Source organism: Legionella feeleii (assembly GCF_001467625.1).
Taxonomy (GTDB): Bacteria; Pseudomonadota; Gammaproteobacteria; order Legionellales; family Legionellaceae; genus Tatlockia; species Tatlockia feeleii.
Genome location: NZ_LNYB01000085.1, coordinates 763,720 through 786,605, shown reverse-complemented (window position 1 = coordinate 786,605; position 22,886 = coordinate 763,720). Strand labels below are relative to the sequence as shown.

The window sequence follows — 22,886 nt, the reverse complement described above, 5'->3', positions numbered from 1 at the left end:
TCCTTCTCCTTTGTAAAACGAGTCGTCATCGTACACTAAAAAAATGGTTCTTGAATACTCCCAATCCAAATGATTTATTTGTAAAAATCTTGACCTTTAGCAATTAGTATTTTATCGTCGCTTTCATTTAAACACGTAAAAGGTATGACTCGAACAACTTCAGTACAAAAACTGGCGTTTATTTCGACAAGAGCTATAAGTTATAGCCATCTTCTACGTGCCTTCTTGTTTGGATTATTGCTTCCTTTGAGCTTTGCCCCATTCCACCTGCCAGGGGCAGCCATTTTAAGTCTCGCATTTTTTTATGCTCAGTTAGGCAAAGAGCAAAATCAGCAGGCTTTTTGGGATGGTCTTTTTCTTGGTTTAGGCTATTTTGGCTTAGGGATTTCCTGGGTGTTTGTTAGTATCCATGAGTATGGACACCTTAATAGCGTGCTTGCGGCCCTGATTACTTTATGCTTTTTAATTTATCTCTCTTTATTCCCTGCCCTCATGGCACTGATTTTTAAAAAACTGGCGATTCCTCGTTTAACTTTCTTGTCCTGTCTATTATTTAGTGCATTGTGGACATTAACAGAATACCTGCGCTCAACATTCTTAAGTGGCTTTCCATGGCTACTATTGGGTTTTGGCCAATTTGATGCTCCCAGTAAATATTTACTACCCGTAATTGGCGTCTATGGGGTTGGTTTTTTAACCTGCTTTGCGGCCACAATACTGGCTACCAGCACACAACTAAATGGCTTACGGCGTTCGTTGTGTTTAATCGCTTTTGTTGGTTTGTTGTTAAGCCCTTCTTTGTTGAAATATAAAAATTGGGCACAAAAAGATTCTACTTCCATGTCGGTCGGAGTAATACAGGCTAATTTATCTATGCGCGACAAATGGGATGAAAATTTATTTTGGCAATTATTGCAGCGCTACCAGCAAGACACCGAAAAATTATTAGGTACTCAGTTAATTGTTATGCCGGAATCGGCCATTCCTCTACCGCCGAGTTATATTGGCGATTTCCTGACTGACATCCATGTTAAAGCAAAACAGGCAGGAAGCGCGGTAATGCTGGGGATTCCCAAACCCACCACAATTGATGAAAACTACTATTTCAACGCTTTAATCAGTTTGGGAAATGCGAAAGGATTTTACCTGAAACAACACCTTGTACCTTTTGGTGAATATATACCCAAACCTTTCCAACAGATTAGTAACTGGTTAGCGATCCCTGATGCTAACTTAAAACCAGGGGGTACTGACCAAACCCTAATTAAAATAGGTCGTCATGCCATGGCAACTTTAATTTGTTATGAATTAGCTTATGGTGATTTATTACGTCATCAACTTCCACGAGCGGAGTGGATTGTATCGATTAGTGACGATGGTTGGTTTGGGCATTCTTTAGCCATGTATCAGCAGCAGCAAATGGCACAGGTGCGCTCTCTCCAGACAGCCCGCTACCAAATCATTGCCAATAATGATGGTTTATCCTCTGTCGTTAATACTCGCGGAGAAATTACTGCGTCTCTCCCAGCCTTTAGTGCAGGGATACTAAAAACGACCTTATTCCCTATGACTGGCATGACTCCCTGGGTTTATTTTGGTGATCTGCCAAGTCTGCTATTTGCCGTTTTGATAGTGTTTATTTATATGGTTTATCGTATGCGCCACTATAAAGTAAATCATTAACCTATTGCTGCTAAGGACAAGAGGCGCTATCCTTACCGACCTGACTGAAATATAACTAATTAACTATGGATAACAGCTATAAACCCCAAGAAATTGAAGAACAAGCCCAGCAGTATTGGCTTAAAAAACAATCCTTTAATGTTTCCGAAGACCTAAATAAAGAAAAATTTTACTGCTTATCCATGTTTCCTTACCCCAGTGGTACCCTGCATATGGGACATGTCCGTAATTATACTCTGGGTGATGTTATTGCTCGTTATCAGCGCGCTTTAGGCAAAAATGTATTACAACCTATCGGCTGGGATGCTTTTGGTTTACCCGCAGAAAATGCAGCAATTAAACATGGTATCCATCCTGCTGAATGGACGAAAAAAAATATAGCTTCAATGAAAGAGCAATTCCTGCGTTTAGGTAATGCTTATGATTGGAAGCGTGAAATAGCCACCTGTGATGCTGACTATTACCGTTGGGAACAATGGTTCTTTATCAAGCTATATGAGAAAGGACTGGTTTATAAGAAAAATGCCGTTGTGAACTGGGATCCTGTCGACCAAACCGTCCTTGCCAATGAGCAAGTTGTTGATGGTCGGGGCTGGCGCTCAGGAGCCTTGGTCGAACGCCGTGAAATTTCACAATGGTTTATTAAAATTACCGCCTATGCTGACGAATTGCTTAACGATCTTAATACCCTGGATGAATGGCCAGCTCAAGTTAAGCAAATGCAACGAAATTGGATTGGGCGTTCTGAAGGCTGCGAAATCAGTTTCAAAGTACCTGGTTTTGCCAAGCGCTTAAAAATTTATACGACACGTCCGGATACTCTATTAGGAGTAACTTATCTGGCGGTAGCTCCTGACCATCCACTTGCCAAAGAAGCAGCGAACAAACATCCAGAGGTGCAAACCTTCCTCGATAGTTGCCAAGGTATTCGTATGGCAGAAGCGGATATTGCCACGATGGAAAAACGAGGTATTGATACAGGAATGACTGCCATTCATCCCATCACAGGTCTTGAAGTACCTGTTTGGGTTGCTAATTTTGTACTCATGCAATATGGGTCTGGTGCTGTGATGGCTGTGCCTGCTCATGATCAGAGAGATTGGGAGTTTGCTAAAAAATATAAACTGCCCATGAAAGAGGTCATCAAGCCTATCGATGGCTCACATGATTACAAAAAATCCGCTTTTACACAGGAAGGACAGTTAGTAAACTCAGGCCAATTTGATGGCTTATCCTCTAGTGAAGCCCAAAAAGAGATTGCCAATTATCTTGAAACCCATGATGCAGGTAAAACAACAATTAATTATAGGCTCCGTGATTGGGGAGTATCCCGTCAACGTTACTGGGGCACACCAATTCCAATGATTTTTTGCGAAGAATGCGGTATTGTTCCTGTTCCTGAAGATGACTTACCTGTCACTTTACCAGACAATATTCAATTTACTGGTAACGGTTCACCATTAGCCCAGTGTAACGAATTTGTTCAGACCCAATGCCCTAAATGCGGGCAAGATGCAACGCGAGAAACAGATACTTTTGATACTTTTGTTGAGTCCTCCTGGTATTACGCCCGTTTCGCCTGTAAAGGACAAGACAATGCCATGCTTGATGATAGAGCAAAATATTGGACACCAGTCGATCAATACATTGGTGGTATCGAGCATGCCGTAATGCATTTGCTGTATGCGCGTTTTTTCCACAAATTAATGCGTGATGAAGGCTTAGTGAATTCTGATGAACCTTTTAAGGCTCTACTCACCCAGGGTATGGTTCTCAAAGATGGCCATAAAATGTCTAAATCGTTAGGTAATGTCGTAGACCCGAATCACCTGATAGACACTTATGGTGCTGATACAGCACGTTTGTTTGTAATGTTTGCAGCCCCACCGGAACAATCATTAGAGTGGTCTGATACAGCAGTTGAAGGAGCGCATCGTTTCCTGAAACGAATCTGGTCTTTCGCCTGCCAGCACCAACAGCTGTTTATCGATATAAATGATGCCATCATGGGGGGCAATGGTCATGTCGATTGGCAACATGCTCAAAATCGCTTAAAAAAATCTCGTTTGGTTGTACACCAGATTTTGGCTCAAGCAAACAACGATTATGAGCGGCACCAATTCAATACCGTTGTTTCTGGGTGCATGAAACTTTTTAATGAACTCTCTGGTTATGAACTACAAAATGAAGAAGATAAATACTTCCTCCATTCCGGAATGAGTATTCTTCTTCGTCTTTTAGCCCCTATCACCCCACATATTTGCCATCATATATGGCAGCAACTCGGTTTTGAAAAAGCAATTATTGATGCTCCTTGGCCTAAGGTTGACAAGAGTGCTTTAAAAAGTGATGAGATAGATTATGTGGTACAGATCAACGGCAAACTAAGAGCCCAATTTACAGCCGATAATGATATTACAGAAGATGCGCTGATTGACTTAGCCAAGCAGCATACAAAAGCTTTTCTGGAAGGAAAAACAATTAAAAAAGCAGTAGTTGTTACTCATCGCCAATTGATTAATTTGGTTGTCAGCTAATGTTAAAAAAATGTCTTTTCGGTTGGGTATTTTTTTTCTTGTTGACTGCATGTGGCTTTCATTTGCGTGGCATGGTTGACATGCCGCCATGGCTTAATAACGTTGCTATTGTTATCCAAAATGCTCATCGAGATTTAGGGCCGCTGCTAAAAGATCAGTTACAAGCTTATAATATCAAAGTAAGCCCTAATATCACACAGGCTGACTATTTATTAATAATCGAAAAGGATAGCAGCCAGCAACAAATTACCAATGTCAGTGCCAGCACCGCACCCAGACAATATCAACTGTTTTATGATGTGCAATTTAGCCTCCTTAGTAAGCAAGGTAACACGGTTATTCCTTCCAATCATGTCATATCAACTAGACAGTTAACGGTAAATAATGACAGAATACTAGGCTCGGATTCAGAAGAAACACTACTGTACAGTGAAATGCGGCGTGATGCTGCCATGCAAATAATCAATAGACTGAGTAGAAAATAGCTATAAAGCACTTAGATACTCAAAATAACGAATCCAAGACATCAATATGCTCATTAAACAACAAGCATTAACCTCACATTTAGCAAAAAAAATATCAGGACTGTATCTTGTCATTGGTCAGGATTGTTTCCTTCTTAACAGTACTGCCGACTCAATCAAGCAGGCATGGTGCCCTCAAAATAAAGACGATTATGAAGAAACTACTCTACCAATTAATAATCCGACAGATTGGAAACAACTGGATGAAGAAGCCAACAGTTACTCCTTATTTGCCCATAAAGTTTTAATTGATGTGCGTTATGAAAAGAAAACGCTAGATCCTGCAGGGAAGGAATTTTTAAGCAACTATATACAAAATATGAACCCTCGCTGTTTAATACTCATACGTGCACCTAATTTACCACTTAAACAGTTACAATGGCTCACATCTCATGATAATGCACATATTGTCCAGGTTTTTTCCTTTGATAATTCGGAAATGCAACATTGGATTAAACAGCGTTTGCAGGCGAACGGATTAACATTCGACCAGCAAATTCCCAGCTTAATTCACCAATACACTCAAGGTAATATGCTTGCCTGTGCTCAAGTTATTACCAAGCTTCAGTTAATAGCAGAGCAAAATTGTGTACTAACCTCAGAAATAGTTAGAGAACAATTAGTTGATCAATGTGATTATCAGCTCTTTGATTTGGCAGACGCCTGTTTATCTTGCTCAGCAGAGAGGGCCCTCCAAATTCTTCGTCATGCTTACAATACCAAGACTGAGCCTACCTTAATTCTTTGGTTGTTAACCCAAGAAATTCGTCAACTAATTCAACTAATTGAATTAGTCGATCAATCAGTTCCTTTTAATACAGCTTGCAACCAATTAAAAATATGGTCACAACGTAGCAGGCTCTACCAAACCGCATTAAGACAGGCTAGTTTAGATAACTTACAATCCCTACTGCAATTTTGTAAACTTACTGATGAGCGCATCAAATCAAATCAAAGCGGCCAAATTTGGCATGCTCTTGAACTGATTACTCTCTCACTTTGTTTAGGAAAACAGGTAGGTTGTTGTGCATAATTTAATTATCTATGGTGGCACTTTTGATCCAATTCATAATGGTCATATAAAAACTGCCATTAATGTTCAAAATCATTTTAATTTTGAGCAGTTTATTTTCCTACCTTGCAAAATTCCCGTATTAAAAAAGGAGGCTGCAGCAACAGCAAAACAACGTATTGATATGTTAGAACTTGCTTTAAAAAATCTGGATCAAAATTTTGAAATTAATTTAAGTGAAATTAATCGCGATTCACCTTCATACATGGTTCATACCTTGCAAAATTTTCGCCTTGAATTGGGGGGAAAACTCCCCATCACCCTGTTACTTGGTACCGACAGTTTTAACCAATTACCCCAGTGGCACAATTGGCAACAGCTACTTACACTAGCTAATTTGTTGGTTATAAAGCGTTGTGGATCAGATAAAGTGGTTATGCCAGAGGAAATTAAAAAACTACTCGAGCAGCACGAAACATTTGATAGTAAAACCCTGATGAAGAGCCCTCATGGTCTTATCTATTTTTATGATGCAGGCAGCTTTAATATTTCTTCCAGCCAGATACGCAAGCTACTTAGCGAAGGGAAAGATCTAAGCACTTATTTGCCTGAAGAAGTAGCACATTACATAAAAGAAAATCAATTATATTTATGATTACTTCTAAAGGAGTTCCCTATGGCTGTCCATGAAACTATCTTAAGTAAACAAGAAAAAAATTGGATATTAGAGAGGCGCATAACAAGGCTTTCAGATAATAAAGAGGTTCAGATATATCCTATGGGAGCGGAAAGGTATCTGTCATCTACTTTATTTGAAAACAACAAAGGACGATATAACATTAGAGCTGATATAGAGGGCAAAAATGTTTTGGTCATCCCTGGTTACGGCACTAGTAGTTTTTTATTTGCTCAAGCTGGAGCAAAATCAATTACTGTCTACGATAAGGATCCGGTTACTATTGCCTGGATGAAGGCATTTAAAAAATATTATCATTACAAAGAGCATACTGGCAAAGGTGAACCTTATCCTTCAATAGAGGAATTATTTACAGCACTGACCTGTTGGTATCCGCCTTTAATGACGTTACCTTCTGGGAAATACAGAAATATTTTATTCTGGGCCATTAACCCTAACCTGTTGCGACGAGCCTATATCCACTACATGGTGTATTTAGTTCGTCATGCCATTGAACTTAAAATTGAAGATAACTTTGAGTTAGATAAAAATATACAATTCAATGCAGGAACAATTGATAAAATTAGGAGCAAAGAAAAACCTGTTTTTGATACCGCCTTTGTCCCGTATCTTTTAGGTGTTCGCAATGGAATAGAAAAAGAAAAAGAGATAGTGGGCTTTATTGAACAATTACTTCAATATGTCCCTACTGGACATATTCTGGTGAATCCTTCACGAAATACAAAAGAATTTTATATTACTGGCAAACGTTATTTTGTAACAATTGACTATGAAAATATTCAGGATATTCCGGAACTGAAACCCTATTTTTTTGAAGAAGATAAGGATTGGTTCCGTACCCAGGGACTTGTAGCCTTTCGCAGACCTATTCGTAAAGAGTCCATATCGGATTAAACAAAGCTAATATGGCTTTAGCTGAGGAAAAATTTTTTATTCAGGCTTCAGATAGCTCAAAATCGCCGGTCATCTGCATAAGATTTTCTGGGGCATCCGGTGTCTCCAGTCCTTTAACTCGGTCTATCAAACTTGGCATTAAACCAGATAGCCAATTAACGACCGGATCAAATTTAGCATATAATTTTGAATTACCAGCATACTCTGCGTACGGCAAAGAGGTCATTTTTATTACAACCATAACAAGTGCAACAATAAATACCCCACGGACAAACCCAAAGCCCATACCTAATATTCGATCTGTCCCGCTTAATCCCGTGCTTTTCAAAATAAAACCAAGCAAAGCATTTACTATGCCTCCAGCAATTAAGGTACCGAATAAAATCATAATAAATGCGGTTATCTTCCTTGCTGTTTTATCTTGAATGAATTTTTGCAGCCAGGGATCGAGGTTTTGTGAATAATTAAATGCCAGCCAAATTGCTAGAATCCAGACACCCATAGCAATTAATTCTTTAACAAAACCCCGAATTAAACCGGTGACAACCGATAAAGCGATAATCCCTATAATCACTAAATCTACCCAGTCCCATGGCATGACTAACTAACCCCTGTCTCAACAATAAAACCATTGATCTGCATTACACTAGCTAGCTGCTTTTGTAAAACCCGAGCTTGTTCTTTCCTATCAGTATGTCCCACGATTACTTTGTATACAGTACCATCATTTGTAGTAATTTTATTATAAGTAGCCTTATACCCTTTGCCACGTAATTTGGATACGAGAGAATCAGCATTACGCTGTTTTGAAAAAGTCGCCAGCTGTACAGCATAACGTCCTTTTACCAAAGTTTTTACTTTAACAGGTGCCACTTTTTTATTATTTTTTGCAACCACTTTAGCCTTAGGCTGCGGAATATTTTTTACAACTTTTTTCGCTGCCATTTTGTCGACAGTTGGTTTAGAAACCGCGGTCGTTTTTGCCCTTGGCAGACTTGGCGTATCAACATTTGCTTTGGCTACCACAGGCATCCTAACATCATTCATTGGGCTTAGTGGCTCAGCTTTAGCAATTTTCACTATCGTTTTTTCATCTGGCAGTGCAGGTAATTCAACATGAGCAACTTTAACGGTTCCAAACATCGCTTTCTCATCAGGCATAGCAACTTTTGGTGGCAGAGGCTTGGGCGGTAACTGGACCGATACGTTAACATTTCCATCAAAGCGCTGATTAGATTTTTTTACAATTGCCGGAGCAAAAATAGCTCCTATCGATAAGATAACAGCAAGGCCTATAATGCGATGTTTAACTCGTTCATCTAATACCAGTTTCATTCTATCTCCTCAGTTTTAGGGGAATATACTGCGGATAGCACATTTCCCACAGTGATAAACGAACCATAAACTACGATTAAATCATCTGCACCTGCCTGATTGCAAGCAACCTGATAGGCTGACAGAGGATCGCGATAACAGGCAGGTATAATACCACAATTTGTAAATGCTTGGGTTAAGTGCTCTTTTGAAGCAGCTCTCTTGACTGTTAACAAGGCTGGATACCAATGATCAACTCTCTCGACTAAAGGGGCAATCAATCCAACAATATCTTTATCTTTTAACGCTGAAAAAACTGCATGCACAGTTCTATCCGCTGACAATTTTTTAATAACTTTTGCTAGATTACTCACTGCTTGCGGGTTATGAGCTACATCAAATAGGGTTTCTACCCTTCCCCTTACAAGCTGCCCCCTTCCCATTAAAAAAGCGCTTTCAATGCCTTGTATTAAATGAGAACGCTGAATGGGTAACAGCGTGTGCAGACAAATTGAAGCCATTATTGCGGCGGCAATAGCATTACAATGCAATTGTGGTTGAGGCAGATCAATCACCTGCTCTGAACTAACAAACTGCAGTCCATCTGCGTGATGCCGATAATTATAGTCCCGACCATATAAATATAGTGGTGTATTAAGCGCATACGCTTGTTTTAAAACACTCGCCGGTGGATTATTATCGGCAAAGATCAATGGCTTATTTGCTCTTAGGATACCAGCCTTTTCGAAACCAATAGCCTCTTTCGTAGTGCCTAAAAAGGTTTGATGATCAAAATCAATCGTTGTAATAATAGCTAAATCAGTATCGATAATGTTTGTAGCATCCAAACGACCACCCAGGCCTACCTCCAGAATAATCAAGTCAAGGCAATGCCGTTTGAAATGCCATAAAGCAGCTAAGGTCGCAACCTCAAAATAGGTTAGATGGATATTAATCGTATTACTGACTTCTTCAATAACACAAAATGCTTCACACAGTTGTTGTGCACTGATTGGCTGTCTATTAACTTTGATTCGTTCATTGAATGCCAATAGATGCGGCGAGGAATAACTGGCAACTTGATAACCAGCTGCCAAATAGATCGCTTCAATTGAAGCTACCGTTGATCCTTTCCCATTTGTTCCGGTAACTGTAATGATTTTTGCATTTGGATTGAGCAAATCCAAATGCTCAGCTACTTGCTTGACTCTGGATAAGCCTAGTTGAATCTCTTGGTGATGGCGATTTTCAAGATAGGCTAACCACTCAGCAACATTAAAATGGCTATACGGCTTCATCAAGGCTGTTGCTTAAATCACGACGAGATAGCTTTGCTACAAGCTCAGCAACAGTGTTCCTTAAGGCCTTTCGTTCAACAATCATATCAATATGGCCATGCTCAAGCAAAAACTCACTACGTTGGAATCCTTCAGGCAAGGTTTGCCTAACCGTTTGTTCAATAACACGTGGTCCAGCGAAACCAATCAATGCGTTTGGTTCAGCGATAATAATATCGCCAAGACTGGCAAAACTAGCAGAAACACCACCCATGGTAGGATCAGTCAATACAACAATAAAAGGCAATCTGGTTTCTGAAAATCTAGCCAGGGCTGCTGAGGTTTTAGCCATTTGCATTAATGAAAATAATCCCTCCTGCATCCGGGCACCACCACTTGCAGTGAAACAAATATAAGCTCTTTTTTCAGCCGTTGCTGCATTAACAGCTCTAACAAATTTTTCACCAACGGTTGCCCCCATAGAGCCACCCATAAAATTAAATTCAAAAGCACTGACAATAACAGGTTGCCGCATCAAGGCACCCTTCATGACAATCAAAGCTTCTTTTTCTCCCGTTGCTTTTTGTGCCTGACTAATTCTGTCTTTGTATTTTTTTGAATCTTTAAATTTCAAACGATCTATTGGCTCTAGATCTTCGGCAACTTCTTCTTGACCCGCTTCATCCAGAAATTGCGCCAAACGCTCCCTGGCGGACAAGCGATGATGATGATTGCAATTAGGACATACAGATAAATTTTTTAGTAATTCAGTACGATAAAGAACAGAACTGCAACCTAAACACTTTACCCAAAGCCCCTCAGGAACTCTTTTTTGCGACGTTTCAGTTCTAATTTTTGAAGGCAATAATTTTTTCAACCAACTCATATTGGAATCCATTAATCTTAATCTGGCTATTATAACCTGAAATTATCACTTGCACGACTAATTGTTATCAAGAATCCCCCCTTATTAATCGGGATATTTTTTGAACTTAATTGACCATTTAATTTCAAAATTAATAATAATTAAACAATATGTCTTATAATGGAAATTATTTAACTTTTAATAGGTTCTTTTTAATAAAAAATCCTATCGAAAGCTAAAGTTTATTTCTCCTTTTCCGATAAGGTAATTGGGTTCGATAAATTTAAAAAATAAGAAATTTATCGGTATAAACGGGAAATCCCACTCCAGGGATTCAGGTCGAGGAGACTTAGTCATGGCTCAAGTTATTAATACCAACGTAATGTCGCTTAATGCGCAACGTAACTTAAATAGCTCACAAAAAACGATGCAAACTGCCATTCAGCGCCTTTCTTCTGGTTTACGCATCAACAGCGCAAAGGATGATGCTGCCGGTCTTGCCATTACAGAGCGTATGACCGCTCAAGTACGCGGTATGACACAGGCTATTCGTAACGCTAATGATGGTATTTCTCTATCACAAACTGCAGAAGGTGCAATGCAGGAAACCACTAATATTCTGCAACGTATGCGTGAACTTTCCCTACAATCCGCAAACTCAACCAATAACTCCGGTGACCGTCAAGCCATCCAGGAAGAAATTGTACAATTGCAAAGCGAGTTAGACAGAATTGCATTAAACACTGAGTTTAACGGCCAACGTATTCTTGATGGTTCATTCTCGAGTGCCAGTTTCCAGGTGGGTGCGAATGCTAACCAAACAATTAACTTCGCTATTGGTAGTATTAAAGCATCCTCTATGGGAGGAATAGCACAACAAACTGGTACTCAGGTATCTGGTGCTGCAGCAACAGATATTACTATTGCAGTAGGTTCTGGTGCAGCAACAACCATCAGCTCTAGTGCTGGATTCACAGGCAATGCGCAACAAGATGCCACCTCTGCTTATGCGAAAGCAGCAGCAATTAATGACGCTGGTATTGCAGGTCTGAGTGTCAGTGCCGTAACATCTGGAACTCAAGCGATTGGTCCGATTGGTGGTACCGCAGCTGATACCTATAACCTGAGCATTAACGGTATTGCAATCTTCACCAACGAAGACGTTTCTACTGCACTTAGCAATACCGCACTTAGAGACGCAATTAACTCTGTAAGCGGTCAAACAGGAGTCACTGCCAGCCTTAATGGTGGTAATATGACCCTGACTGCAGCTGATGGCCGTAATATTTCTGTGACAGAGAGTGGTACTGGTTTTACTGCAGGTACGGATGGTTTGACCGTTACTGCTGGTGCCTTCGCTGCTACCTTACGGGGTACACTGACAATCAGTGCCGCAGAAACATTGACGATTGGCGGTACAGTAGCAACAGTCGGTCTGGCTGCTTCGATTGCCAGAGATTCTAATGGTATTGATACCATTGATGTCAGTACTGTATCCGGCGCACAATTAGCTATCCGCCGTTTGGATTCAGCACTTACTTCTGTTAGTTCTAACCGAGCCGCAATGGGTGCCCTGCAAAACCGTTTCGAATCAACCATTGCTAACTTGCAAAACGTAACAGAAAGTCTCACTGCTGCAAGAAGCCGGATTCAAGATGCTGACTTTGCCGCAGAAACAGCAAACCTGACTAAGGGACAAATATTGCAACAAGCTGGTACAGCGATGTTGGCACAAGCCAATAGCTTGCCTCAATCCGTGTTGCAATTACTTGGCCGCTAAGGGAAATGAATCCCCCATGCAGAGTCTTTGCATGGGGGAATGTTTGATATGCCTTCGATTTAGTTGACTAAATGGGCATAGGAGGTTGTTATGAATATAGACTCACTAAATAAAGTAAGTGCTCCCTCATTAGGGTCGGTAAATAAAGAGCAAAATAATAAATCAGAGTTCAGTCAAGATATCTCATCACTAGACTTTTCTACCGCCGCTATTGAAACCACTTCAGCACTTGATAAAGCGACAGGATTATTACAAACAATTGTCACTGATAAACTATCAAATGAGGTTATTCGTAAAATGCCTCCTGATGAATATTTAAAACTATTATCAATGATTGACAATATGGTTAGAGGTACTGTTGATAAAGAAGTTTGAAGTTCATTCTTCAAAATTGGTATTTATTTTGCTTGCAACTGGATTTTTAAAATTGATAACTAGAACTTTGACAAAAAGGAGTTTATCGTGGCTGGTTTAACATCATCAGGAGTAGGCTCTGGACTTGACGTTAAAGGGATAGTTGATGCACTTGTACAAGCAGATATTACTCCAACAAAGAACAGGCTTGATAAGCAGGAAGCCAGCATTACAACCCAGTTATCTGCTTTAGGACAAATTAAAAGCGCTTTATCCAATCTGCAGACGTCTATGATAAAACTGTCCAATATAAATCAGTTTTATGCCTTGAAAAGTTCAGTGAGTGACACAAGTATTGTCTCTGCCAGCGTTAATAATGATGCTTCTGCTGGTCAGTACCAAATTGTAGTACAGACCATTGCAACTAAACAAAACCTTGCTTCATCGTCCTATATAAACTCATCGTCTACAGTCGGCAATGGCAGCATTACCATTGACTTTGGAACATACAGCAATAGCAATACAGTCTTTACTGCAAATCCTGATAAACAGTCAGTAACTATTAATATTGCACCTGGACAAGATAGTTTATCCGCCATAAGAGATGCTATAAATAATAGTGGCTCGGGTGTACAAGCCAACATTGTAAAAGATAGCTCAGGCTATCGATTAACGTTAAGTAGCCCAGAAACGGGCCAATCACTGGCAATGCGTATTTCAGTAATTGATAATGACGGGACTAATAATAACTCGACAGGTTTATCAGCCTTAGCTTTTGATCCAACAATTGGCAATAATTCACTGACTCAAACGACAGTTGCCAAAGACAGCCAAGTTAGCATTAACGGCCTTTTACTAACTCAAAGTTCTAACCAACTTAAAAATGCTATTGAGGGAGTAACCATTGATCTTAAAAAGGCTCAACCTGGTACTTTGGTGGATTTAACAATCGCAAATAATGACTCTCAATTAACCAATGCAGTTAATGAATTTATCAAACAATACAATGATACAATGACCACCATCAACTCACTCACTTCCTATAATGCTGAAACAAAAAAAGGGGGCACCTTACAAGCCGATTCGGGAGTACGTACTTTAAAATTAAATTTGAGTAAAATCTTAGGAGAACCTGTAGCAAAAAGCGGTAGTACTGTACTTACACTGGCCGACATTGGTATAAAAACCAACAAGCAGGGACTATTGGAAATGGATAGCGATAAATTCAATACCGCTGTCGCAAATAATTACGATGCCATTGCGGCCCTCTTTGCTAAAACAGCAACAGCTACTGACACGAATATACGTATCAAATCCGTGGGAAATGGAGTTAAAACGGGACTTTATAATTTAGTAATCAATAGTTTTGTTCCCGGAACATCATTATCCGGAACAATTGGTGGTGTGAACGCTACTTCAAGCGATGGATTAACGTTAAAAGGCACTAGCAGTTTTCAAGGACTTTCTGTTGAAGTTTTAGCAGGTAGTACTGGTGCTAGAGGACAAATCGAAATAACAGACGGCCTTGCCGTAAAATTAAATAACTTATTAACTAATTATCTCGGCGATACGGGAGATCTCTCCACTAAAACCGAACAATTAAATGGGCGCTTGGGTGACATTGATTCGCAACGCGCTCAACTCACTACAAAAGCATCTACTCTTTCTAATCGTTATACAAAACAGTTCACAGCACTGGATGCCTTATTAGTTAAAATGCAAAGCACCAGTGATTTTCTGACCCAACAGTTAGCCAACTTACCACAATTGACTGCGAATAGGGGGTAAATACAATGAAAAATCCTCATCAACAAGCCCTTGAACAATACAAATCAATTGAATTACAAACCCGTGTGGAGACTGCAACCCCCCACGAATTGATTCACTTATTATTACAAGGCGCACGTTCACACATAGCCACAGCTCAAGGTAACATACAACGCAAGCAAATCAGCAAGAAAGGTGAGCATATTGGCAAAACGATAAGCATAATCGAGGGTCTGCGCGTAAGTCTTGATCATGAAAATGGTGGCGAAATTGCCGAAAATCTGGACAAACTTTATGAATATATTCAACGTATTCTACTAAAAGCCAACCTGGATAATGATATTGAATTACTTATTCAGGCCAATACGCTACTCACAGACATCCATGAAGCGTGGCAAGCTATTAAACTAGAAAATGCATAAATTTATATCAAAAATACTATTCCTGACAAAATTAATAATAATTTAACAAACAATTTGTAAAGTTTTTTCTCTTTATGCCGTTAAATTAGATACCAGTTAAAATAAATTGGGCTCACCATGAAACGGCTAATTACAAAGACAATAATATTAGTAGCCATACTAGTTTCAACAGCCTGGTCTCAAACGCGATATGGAGAAACATTGTGTAAGGAACCTGATTACTTCTGTATTAAAATAAAAAATGGTCAAAGCTGGAATAGCCTGTTTCCGAATGACGAAGAGAAAGATATTGTGCGCCGTGTTAATCGGATGAACATTGCTCTACGACCAGGTATGATTATAGCAATTCCTAGAAACATTGATCGACTAACTATCTATGATGTTTCCCCCTTCCCTCGTTATATAGAACCTGAAGGGGAAAAAACCATCTACATCAGTCAAAAAAAATTAGCCTGGGGCGCTTATGATGAGGATGGTGAATTATTGTGGTGGGGACCGATTTCATCAGGTGAAGGCAAGTGCCCAGGCGTAATAGGTGGTTGCTCAACACCTTCTGGTGCGTACCGCATCATTCGTAAACAAGATATTGACTGTATTTCTACTGCCTTTCCTAGACGTGCAGATGGCAATAATGGCGGTGCCGAAATGCCTTTCTGTATGCATTTTTTCCGTGGATATGCTCTGCATGGAAGTGAAACAGTGCCTGGCTATCGAGCAAGTCATGGCTGTATAAGAATGTTTACCGAAGATGCTCGCTGGTTGAATGAGGAGTTTGTTGAGTTACCAGGGGGTGGGATGAAAGGTACTCGAGTCATCATTGATTCGGCCGATGATTAGGGTCTGTTGATATTTCGCTAGAGTCAGTGAGCAACGAAATACAGGAAATCAAAGCTTTTTGGCCAAGATAAAAGACCTATCAACAGCCCCTCAATTCAAATGCCTTTTGCCATCTTATTGTAATAAGGTAAAAGAACCATGCACACCATTAGCAGCCAGCTTATTTTTTAAATTAGATGTCATCTGTTTATCAGCAAAGGGACCGACTTTAACAACAAAGCGATTGGCATATTTCTCAACAACAACAGGCGATGGTGTTAATTTTGCTAATTTATTTTGCAGGATATTAGCTAATTGTTCTGAGTTGAAAGCACCAGCCTGTACGTAATAATGAGCAACGTGTTTACCAGTACTCAACGCTTCGATTTCAACCGGTGCAGTACCCTTAGGCAATAGACCCAGTTTTATAGCAGCAGCATAAGAGAGATCAATAACCCTATCACTATGGAATGGGCCTCGATCATTAACTTTAACAATAGCCACCCGCCCATTACTCAAATTTTTCACTCTGACATAGGTTGGTAATGGCAAGGTTTTGTGCGCAGCTGTCATAGCATACATATCATAATCATCACCACTGGAAGTCCGATGACTATGAAATTTAGTCCCATACCAAGACGCTATACCTCGCGTCTTATAACCACCAGAGCTTTTCATTACTTCATAAGTCTGACCATCTACCGCATAAGATTCTGGATTACCATAGCGGCTAAATGGTTCATTTTTAGGTTTCACCTCTTTGAAAGATACCGGAACTGGGCCTGCTGGTGCGCCGTCTTTCTCTTGGCTATATCTCTTAGAGGATTTACCAGGGGAAACAGTTAAATCTCGGTTAGTACTACAACTCGTTAACAAAAATATGGCTAAAAAACAAACAAATCGCATTCTTTAACTCGAACAAATAATATTTACCTAATATATACAAAGCTAAATCGTATTAAAATACCCTAATGCCATTTGGTTGCATCATTCAGGCTGTGGTAAGATGGCGGCGTTTTGTAATAATGAGTATAGAAACCATGAAGTTACCATTTCCTTTCATTCGCTTATTAATCGCAACTACGCTACTTGCAACATCTAATAGTTTTTATGCGGCGGTTGATGTTTTACCTAAATCCGGTTTGTCTGGAGCCGTACCTGCTTCATCCCCCGTTGCGAACAAACCACTGATTACCCCTTCAGCACCCACACTAAATGCCAAGGCTTACATTCTTATTGATGTAAACAGTGGTAAAATTATCGCTGAAAAAAATAGCGAGGAAAAATTACCTCCAGCCAGCCTAACCAAAATGATGACACTTTATGTCATCTCCCATGCATTACATAATCAGCAGATTCATTTAAATGATAACGTTCATATCAGTCGTGATGCTTGGAAAACCGGTGGTTCACGCATGTTTGTCAAAGAAGGGCAAGATGTGGTTATTGAAGACCTGTTAAAGGGTATTATTGTAGACTCTGGTAACGATGCATGCGTTGCAATGGCTGAGCATTTAGGTGGTAGCGAGCCTGGCTTTGCTGAAATTATGAATCAACAAGCACAAAATCTGGGTATGAAGGATAGCCATTTCACCGACAGTACTGGTTTACCGGATCCCAATCTATATACCACCGCGAAGGATTTGGCTATCCTGGGTCGTGCCCTAATTAATGATTTTCCTCAATATTACCATTGGTATAAACAGAAATGGTTTACCTATAATGGAATACGTCAGCCTAACCGCAATCGTCTGTTATGGAGAGATAATCAAGTCGATGGAGTAAAAACAGGACATACCAACGAGGCTGGTTTTTGCCTGGTATCATCAGCTAAACGAGAAAATATGCGCTTATTAGCTGTTGTCATGGGCTCTCCTAGCGAATCAGCAAGAGCAGACGACAGTGAACGGTTACTTAACTATGGCTTTCGCTTTTTTGAAACTCATGCACTTTATAAAGCCGGTCAATCCATTGCTGAAACCCCTATTTACAAAGGCTCAACAGATAAATTAACCATTGGGGTGCGTGAAGATCAATTTGTCACTATTCCTAATGGTCAATATCAACGATTAAGCATTAATACAAAAGTCCCCCAAAATCTTCAAGCACCTATTGCTAAAGGGGATGCTATTGGCGAACTGGTTATTCAATTTGACAACAATATAATATCAACTCAACCCCTTTACGCGCTTGAAGACGTTGAAAAAGGAGGTATTTTTACTCGAATGAAAGACTCTGTCCGATTAACATTTAAGCGTTGGTTCGGTTAGTAAAGGCAAAGGCATAGCTATGACAGGCATTGTGTATCTTAACGGCGATTACTGTAAAACAGAGGACGCGAAAATATCGGTATTTGACCGTGGCTTTTTATTCGGCGACGCTGTTTATGAGGTAATTCCGGTATACAATGGACATACTTTCTTCGTGAATAGCCATTTACAAAGATTGGAATCCAGCCTCACTCAGGCAAGAATTAAGATGCCTGACATTGATTGGCGTGCGATTTTTCATGAACTGATTAAACAAAATGGTAGTGGTGATTTGCAGGTTTACTTACAAGTCACCCGTGGTAATCAGGGACTACGCAAACACGACATCCCGGAGGGATTAAATCCCACGGTGATTGCGTTTACCCTGCATACCCCCTACCCCAGTTTTGAAGCTAAAAAACGCGGTTTGCATGCCATGCTGGTGGAAGATATTCGCTGGTCACGTTGTAATATTAAAACCACGTCTTTATTGGCAAATATCCTCACTAATGACGATGCTGTATCCGTAGGAGCAAATACCGCGATTTTATCCCGTGAAGGTTTTTTAACTGAAGGAAGTGCGAGCAATATTTTTTTAGTAGATGCACAGGGGACTATTCGTACACCTGTATTGGATAACCTTTGTCTACCTGGCATTACACGCCAGATTACGATTGATCTCATAAAATCGCTTTCTTTACCCCTGCAAGAAGAAAAAATCCCCATTGAATCTATTTTTAATGCGCAGGAAGTTTGGATAACGAGTACGACTAAAGAAATTTATCCCGTAACACGTATTAATGATTGCATCATCGGCAAAGGCTACGGTGGTATGTATTGGCAACAACTGAATGAACACTATCAACAACTGATAAAAAACACTCATGAATGATAAAAAATCTATGATCGAGTTTCCTTGTGATTTTCCTCTGAAAATAGTTGGGAAAAAAAACGCTAATTTCGCCACGGATATTATAGAGATTATTCACAAACATTTTCCAGAAACACCGGATAAAGCAATCAGGCATCAAGAAAGCAAGCACGGGAATTATTTAGCTATTACTGCAGTGGTGCATGCCAAAGATCAATTGACGCTTGATGCGCTTTACCGCGACTTAACCAAGCATCCTGACATCAAAATGGTGTTATGATGATTAATATCCGTAATTTAGGCCTACAACCCTATTTAACAGTTTGGGATAAAATGAAATCATTCACCTCTATGCGGAATGAAAGTACAATTGATGAATTATGGCTACTAGAACATTTGGCAGTGTATACTCAAGGACAAGCTGGTAAGGCTGAGCATATTTTAAACCCTAATGATATCCCAATCGTCCAGAGTGATCGCGGTGGACAAGTTACCTATCATGGTCCGGGCCAATTGGTTGCGTATGTATTAATGGACATCCGAAGGCGCCATCTTGGTATTAGAACCTTGGTAAGCCAGCTAGAGCAAGTTTTGATAAATCTTCTGGCAAATTATCAGATCCCCGGCTCAATACGATGTGGTGCGCCTGGTGTTTATGTTGAAGATAAAAAAATAGCCTCTATTGGCTTACGCGTGAAAAATGGTTGCACTTATCATGGAATTTCGCTTAATGTTGCTATGGATCTCGCCCCTTTTCAAAGTATAAACCCTTGTGGTTTTGCTAAACTGAAAATGGCTCAAATAAGTGATTATGTACCGGACGTAAGTGTTGCTGGCGCCAGTAAACTGTTTACTGAAGCATTTTTAACTCAATTTGAACACTGATAGATAATCTATGCATTTATTCACTGATTACATTGAACCATTAACTGCTTGGCTTTATACCCATCCTCATTGGGCCTTAATTATAACGTTCCTCATTGCGCTTACTGAATCACTAGCAATTGTCGGCTCGATCATCCCTGGTTCAGTCACTATGACTGCTATTGGCATTCTTGCCGGATCAGGCGTTATGCGTATTGATTTAACACTTCTTGCTGCAACTTTGGGAGCAATTGCAGGAGATAGTAGCAGTTATTTGCTAGGCTACGCCTTTAGCGACCGACTTGTTAGCATCTGGCCTTTTAGCCGCTACCCGAACTGGTTATTTTATGGCAAAGATTACTTTGCCCGACACGGCGGTAAAAGCGTGTTGGTAGGGCGATTTATAGGCCCCTTACGCTCCATTATTCCGGTAATTGCAGGAATGATGCACATGAGTCATTGGCGCTTTTTTATTGCCAATGCCCTTTCAGCTATTGCTTGGGCAATTATTTATGTTACCCCTGGTGTGTTAATTGGTGCAGCCAGTAGTGAACTCTCCCCTGAAAGTGCTACTCGCCTCTTCGTTCTTATTTTAGTTTTACTGGCAAGTATTTGGTTGTTGAGTGTAGGGCTTAAGTGGCTCTTTATCCGCATTAATCGCCTACTACGATCGAGTTTACATGATTTTTGGTCCTGGTCTTCAACTCATCCTCACTGGGCTAAATTTTTCAAACTGGTTACGCCTGCCTACGAAACCAATTATTATCCAACTGCAGCCCTAGTTATGTTGCTTGGGCTAAGTACTCTTTTATTTCTTATTCTTGCTGCACTTGTGATGCATGGCGACTGGATTAGTGTCCTTAATAGTCCCACACATCTTTTCATGCAAAGCCTGCGTACGCATGCCTTTGATGTTTTTTTCATTGTTGTTAGTCAAATAGTAAGTCCTTTAACATTAATTACTTTGATATTAACTGTGACCGCCTTAACAGTTTATGCACAAGACTGGCGCTCCTTAACTTATTGGCTAAGCCTCAATTTGTTTTGCACCCTTATACTTCTAGCCGTGCACTTGCTTATCCACAGTCCTCGGCCGCAAGATCTTTTGGAAATTCAAGCTGGTAACTCCTTTCCAACTATTGAGCTTACTTATGCTACGGCCTTGTTTTCATCCCTTATCTTTTATATGAAAACCTATTATCCGGGACGACTAAATGGCCTTTTCAAAATAATCTTATCATTAAGCTTGTTGCTTGCCGGATTAGCATCGATTTATTTGGGAGATAACTGGTTCACCGATAACCTCGGTGCCTATCTCTGTGGTTTTAGCCTTAGTCTCAGCCATTGGTTATTTTATAGGCGTCAGGCTCAGCAGGTTGTTCGCCCATTCCTTGTACCTGCCATTATTTTAGTCTCATTGTTTTTAGGAAGCATGACCTCTTGTTTGTTAACCTATAATAAATCGATACGAAGCCATCAACCCTATTTTGCCCAATATGTATTTACTGATGAATTGTGGTGGAATCAAAGGAAACCTCTTTTACCTATGTATCGTACCAATCGCATTGGCCAACGTATCAGTTTGTTCAATATTCAGTATGCTGGTTCGTTAGTTCATTTTACCAATGCCCTCACGGCTTTTGGTTGGAAAAAGCAGCATGATTCTCTTTTTAATTCAATCTTAACTCGGGTTAGCGGGCAAGGGGCCTCTGCGCAACTTCCTCTAATGGCGCAACTCTACTTAAATCGTAAACCGGTTCTCGTGATGACCTATCAGCCTAATGATGGGAACCCCATGCAAATTTTGCGAATTTGGCGCTCTAACTATCATTTACACCATTTTCATCAACCGCTCTGGCTAGGAAGCGTTCATCCTCGCAATCCTTTAAAACCCCACGAATTAAAACAAATGAATTTAAGGAATAAAAATAAGCCAAATTCACTTATCTATGTCAGTAGTGCCCTCCCTCAATTTTTACAACGGCAACTTCCTTTACCTGTAAATAATGCCAAAAAACAATTACCAATTGTTGTAGAACCCATATTATTATTAATTAGAGAGTCAACAGACTTAGAAATTCAGAAAGAGAATTTGCATTGAATGCATAATACAAAGCCTGAGTAAATCATAGCTGGTGCATTTCTATAAAAATCTGATACTCTACTATCTCAATCTAATGAGATATTTCTACTGAGTTAAGCGCATTAACTGACTCTAATTTTAGAAAGGGACTAGCTTGATGATGAACTTGATGGATGCAATCCATTTTTTACTCCCCTTTTTGGGGTGCCTTTTTTTTCTTTTAGGCATTAGATTACAACGTAAAAACTATATTGTCGCCTCTTTATGGTTAAGCCTTATTGCATTAGCTTTGCATTACCGTGCTTCCGGTGGTGAAATTCTTGGTAGCTATTTTAATTATACCCACGCTATAATTTACTCACTCAATTTAATCGTCTTGCTCGCAGCAACTATTTATTTGTTATTCAGCCTAAGTAGTAATACTCAAACCAAATTGATTCACTATAGTACAGGCTTGTTATCTGCATGCCTCATCACAGGACTGTTTCTTCTATTAGGAAATTTATGGGTGAACGCAGTGTTTGTTGAAAATAGACTTCCAGGAACCCCCATTTTGCAAGTGGCTAGCTTTAACAAACAAACTTATTGTGATTATAAATATGTCTTTTATAAAATTGGGCCTGATAGTACTGTAAGGTTTATGTGCCCTAACCACTATGGCTTGCTCCCTTCTGTAGGGCGGCTGGATTCTGCTCCTGGTTTTGTTGTTAAACAGTTACCGATACAACTACAAAACAAATTTAAGCAGGATTCTGATTCCTTATAATTTGTTTTGTTATACAAGAGGTTAGATAGAGTAATTGTAAAGAATGGGAAAATAAAATCACCTTGTAGATAATTTGTTCCATTGTTTATTTTTTGTTAACATGTCGGAAAT

At 39.8% G+C, this 22,886-nt stretch carries 22 protein-coding genes; 17 read left to right on the top strand and 5 right to left on the bottom strand.

Annotated elements, in window-relative coordinates; translation table 11 throughout:
* Window positions 1-144 precede the first annotated feature (144 nt).
* The 6 genes from lnt (at window position 145) to Lfee_RS15835 (ending at window position 7,347) form a co-directional block, all read left to right on the top strand.
* Window positions 145-1,683, top strand: a complete 1,539-nt coding sequence (gene lnt / locus Lfee_RS15860; RefSeq protein ID WP_058447944.1) for an apolipoprotein N-acyltransferase — start codon at window positions 145-147, stop codon at window positions 1,681-1,683.
* A gap of 65 nt (window positions 1,684-1,748) precedes the next feature.
* On the top strand, window positions 1,749-4,220 hold the full coding sequence (gene leuS, locus Lfee_RS15855; protein WP_058447943.1) for a leucine--tRNA ligase: 2,472 nt from the start codon (window positions 1,749-1,751) through the stop codon (window positions 4,218-4,220).
* Window positions 4,220-4,705 (top strand): LPS-assembly lipoprotein LptE, encoded by a 486-nt coding sequence (locus Lfee_RS15850; RefSeq protein ID WP_058447942.1) that lies wholly within the window; start codon window positions 4,220-4,222, stop codon window positions 4,703-4,705. Before leuS ends, Lfee_RS15850 begins: the two co-directional genes overlap by 1 nt.
* Window positions 4,706-4,751: 46 nt before the next feature.
* A complete protein-coding gene (holA, locus tag Lfee_RS15845) occupies window positions 4,752-5,777 on the top strand; it encodes a DNA polymerase III subunit delta (RefSeq protein WP_058447941.1) in 1,026 nt (341 codons plus the stop codon).
* A complete protein-coding gene (nadD, locus tag Lfee_RS15840) occupies window positions 5,770-6,411 on the top strand; it encodes a nicotinate-nucleotide adenylyltransferase (RefSeq protein ID WP_058447940.1) in 642 nt (213 codons plus the stop codon). The genes holA and nadD overlap by 8 nt, the downstream gene beginning before the upstream one ends.
* Before the next feature lie 21 nt (window positions 6,412-6,432).
* Complete coding sequence (locus Lfee_RS15835) at window positions 6,433-7,347, top strand: hypothetical protein (protein WP_058447939.1); 915 nt, start codon at window positions 6,433-6,435, stop codon at window positions 7,345-7,347.
* Window positions 7,348-7,387: 40 nt separating this feature from the next.
* Here Lfee_RS15835 and Lfee_RS15830 read toward each other — a convergent pair whose 3' ends face one another.
* Genes Lfee_RS15830 through accD form a run of 4 tightly spaced genes read right to left on the bottom strand, consistent with a single transcriptional unit; the run spans window position 7,388 to window position 10,824 of the window.
* Entirely contained in the window at window positions 7,388-7,945 is a 558-nt protein-coding gene (locus Lfee_RS15830) for a CvpA family protein (protein WP_058447938.1), read from the bottom strand.
* Between the two features lie 2 nt (window positions 7,946-7,947).
* Window positions 7,948-8,682: an SPOR domain-containing protein gene (locus Lfee_RS15825; RefSeq protein ID WP_058447937.1), complete on the bottom strand. Its 735-nt coding sequence runs from the start codon at window positions 8,680-8,682 to the stop codon at window positions 7,948-7,950.
* Window positions 8,679-9,959, bottom strand: a complete 1,281-nt coding sequence (folC, locus tag Lfee_RS15820; RefSeq protein WP_058447936.1) for a bifunctional tetrahydrofolate synthase/dihydrofolate synthase — start codon at window positions 9,957-9,959, stop codon at window positions 8,679-8,681. Before folC ends, Lfee_RS15825 begins: the two co-directional genes overlap by 4 nt.
* On the bottom strand, window positions 9,946-10,824 hold the full coding sequence (gene accD / locus Lfee_RS15815; protein ID WP_058447935.1) for an acetyl-CoA carboxylase, carboxyltransferase subunit beta: 879 nt from the start codon (window positions 10,822-10,824) through the stop codon (window positions 9,946-9,948). The genes folC and accD overlap by 14 nt, the downstream gene beginning before the upstream one ends.
* Before the next feature lie 334 nt (window positions 10,825-11,158).
* Between accD and Lfee_RS15810 the strand changes: the two genes are divergently transcribed.
* From Lfee_RS15810 to Lfee_RS15790, 5 genes are all read left to right on the top strand, one after another.
* Entirely contained in the window at window positions 11,159-12,583 is a 1,425-nt protein-coding gene (locus Lfee_RS15810; protein ID WP_058447934.1) for a flagellin N-terminal helical domain-containing protein, read from the top strand.
* Between the two features lie 90 nt (window positions 12,584-12,673).
* Window positions 12,674-12,958, top strand: coding sequence for a flagellar protein FlaG (locus Lfee_RS15805; protein WP_058447933.1), 285 nt, complete (start codon window positions 12,674-12,676; stop codon window positions 12,956-12,958).
* Window positions 12,959-13,045: 87 nt separating this feature from the next.
* A complete protein-coding gene (gene fliD, locus Lfee_RS15800; protein WP_058447932.1) occupies window positions 13,046-14,725 on the top strand; it encodes a flagellar filament capping protein FliD in 1,680 nt (559 codons plus the stop codon).
* 5 nt (window positions 14,726-14,730) lie between these two features.
* Complete coding sequence (gene fliS, locus Lfee_RS15795) at window positions 14,731-15,126, top strand: flagellar export chaperone FliS (protein ID WP_058447931.1); 396 nt, start codon at window positions 14,731-14,733, stop codon at window positions 15,124-15,126.
* 117 nt (window positions 15,127-15,243) lie between these two features.
* Window positions 15,244-15,963 carry a L,D-transpeptidase gene (locus tag Lfee_RS15790; RefSeq protein WP_058447930.1) on the top strand — a complete coding sequence of 240 codons (720 nt, stop codon included), beginning with the start codon at window positions 15,244-15,246 and terminating at the stop codon, window positions 15,961-15,963.
* A 114-nt stretch (window positions 15,964-16,077) separates the two neighbouring features.
* Here Lfee_RS15790 and Lfee_RS15785 read toward each other — a convergent pair whose 3' ends face one another.
* Entirely contained in the window at window positions 16,078-16,848 is a 771-nt protein-coding gene (locus tag Lfee_RS15785) for a septal ring lytic transglycosylase RlpA family protein (protein WP_058447929.1), read from the bottom strand.
* A 134-nt stretch (window positions 16,849-16,982) separates the two neighbouring features.
* On the opposite strand from Lfee_RS15785, the gene Lfee_RS15780 reads away from it, so the two are divergent.
* The 6 genes from Lfee_RS15780 to Lfee_RS15755 all read left to right on the top strand — a co-directional run bounded on the left by Lfee_RS15780 (window position 16,983) and on the right by Lfee_RS15755 (window position 22,775).
* A complete protein-coding gene (locus tag Lfee_RS15780; RefSeq protein WP_112854609.1) occupies window positions 16,983-18,212 on the top strand; it encodes a D-alanyl-D-alanine carboxypeptidase family protein in 1,230 nt (409 codons plus the stop codon).
* Between the two features lie 19 nt (window positions 18,213-18,231).
* Window positions 18,232-19,083, top strand: a complete 852-nt coding sequence (locus Lfee_RS15775) for a D-amino acid aminotransferase (RefSeq protein WP_058447927.1) — start codon at window positions 18,232-18,234, stop codon at window positions 19,081-19,083.
* On the top strand, window positions 19,076-19,342 hold the full coding sequence (locus Lfee_RS15770) for an HP0495 family protein (protein ID WP_058447926.1): 267 nt from the start codon (window positions 19,076-19,078) through the stop codon (window positions 19,340-19,342). Before Lfee_RS15775 ends, Lfee_RS15770 begins: the two co-directional genes overlap by 8 nt.
* 2 nt (window positions 19,343-19,344) lie before the next feature.
* Entirely contained in the window at window positions 19,345-19,947 is a 603-nt protein-coding gene (gene lipB / locus Lfee_RS15765) for a lipoyl(octanoyl) transferase LipB (protein WP_058448059.1), read from the top strand.
* A 10-nt stretch (window positions 19,948-19,957) separates the two neighbouring features.
* On the top strand, window positions 19,958-22,027 hold the full coding sequence (locus tag Lfee_RS15760; protein ID WP_064088281.1) for a VTT domain-containing protein: 2,070 nt from the start codon (window positions 19,958-19,960) through the stop codon (window positions 22,025-22,027).
* Window positions 22,028-22,166: 139 nt separating this feature from the next.
* Window positions 22,167-22,775: a hypothetical protein gene (locus tag Lfee_RS15755; protein ID WP_058447925.1), complete on the top strand. Its 609-nt coding sequence runs from the start codon at window positions 22,167-22,169 to the stop codon at window positions 22,773-22,775.
* Window positions 22,776-22,886 lie beyond the last annotated feature (111 nt).

Bases quoted from the DNA above. Each gene is read 5' to 3' on its own strand.
- lnt (WP_058447944.1), top strand. From the start codon at position 145: ATGACTCGAACAACTTCAGTACAAAAACTGGCGTTTATTTCGACAAGA.
- leuS (WP_058447943.1), top strand. From the start codon at position 1,749: ATGGATAACAGCTATAAACCCCAAGAAATTGAAGAACAAGCCCAGCAG.
- Lfee_RS15850 (WP_058447942.1), top strand. From the start codon at position 4,220: ATGTTAAAAAAATGTCTTTTCGGTTGGGTATTTTTTTTCTTGTTGACT.
- holA (WP_058447941.1), top strand. From the start codon at position 4,752: ATGCTCATTAAACAACAAGCATTAACCTCACATTTAGCAAAAAAAATA.
- Lfee_RS15835 (WP_058447939.1), top strand. From the start codon at position 6,433: ATGGCTGTCCATGAAACTATCTTAAGTAAACAAGAAAAAAATTGGATA.
- Lfee_RS15830 (WP_058447938.1), bottom strand. From the start codon at position 7,945: ATGCCATGGGACTGGGTAGATTTAGTGATTATAGGGATTATCGCTTTA.
- Lfee_RS15825 (WP_058447937.1), bottom strand. From the start codon at position 8,682: ATGAAACTGGTATTAGATGAACGAGTTAAACATCGCATTATAGGCCTT.
- folC (WP_058447936.1), bottom strand. From the start codon at position 9,959: ATGAAGCCGTATAGCCATTTTAATGTTGCTGAGTGGTTAGCCTATCTT.
- accD (WP_058447935.1), bottom strand. From the start codon at position 10,824: ATGAGTTGGTTGAAAAAATTATTGCCTTCAAAAATTAGAACTGAAACG.
- Lfee_RS15810 (WP_058447934.1), top strand. From the start codon at position 11,159: ATGGCTCAAGTTATTAATACCAACGTAATGTCGCTTAATGCGCAACGT.
- Lfee_RS15805 (WP_058447933.1), top strand. From the start codon at position 12,674: ATGAATATAGACTCACTAAATAAAGTAAGTGCTCCCTCATTAGGGTCG.
- fliS (WP_058447931.1), top strand. From the start codon at position 14,731: ATGAAAAATCCTCATCAACAAGCCCTTGAACAATACAAATCAATTGAA.
- Lfee_RS15790 (WP_058447930.1), top strand. From the start codon at position 15,244: ATGAAACGGCTAATTACAAAGACAATAATATTAGTAGCCATACTAGTT.
- Lfee_RS15785 (WP_058447929.1), bottom strand. From the start codon at position 16,848: ATGCGATTTGTTTGTTTTTTAGCCATATTTTTGTTAACGAGTTGTAGT.
- Lfee_RS15780 (WP_112854609.1), top strand. From the start codon at position 16,983: ATGAAGTTACCATTTCCTTTCATTCGCTTATTAATCGCAACTACGCTA.
- Lfee_RS15775 (WP_058447927.1), top strand. From the start codon at position 18,232: ATGACAGGCATTGTGTATCTTAACGGCGATTACTGTAAAACAGAGGAC.
- Lfee_RS15770 (WP_058447926.1), top strand. From the start codon at position 19,076: ATGAATGATAAAAAATCTATGATCGAGTTTCCTTGTGATTTTCCTCTG.
- Lfee_RS15760 (WP_064088281.1), top strand. From the start codon at position 19,958: ATGCATTTATTCACTGATTACATTGAACCATTAACTGCTTGGCTTTAT.
- Lfee_RS15755 (WP_058447925.1), top strand. From the start codon at position 22,167: ATGATGAACTTGATGGATGCAATCCATTTTTTACTCCCCTTTTTGGGG.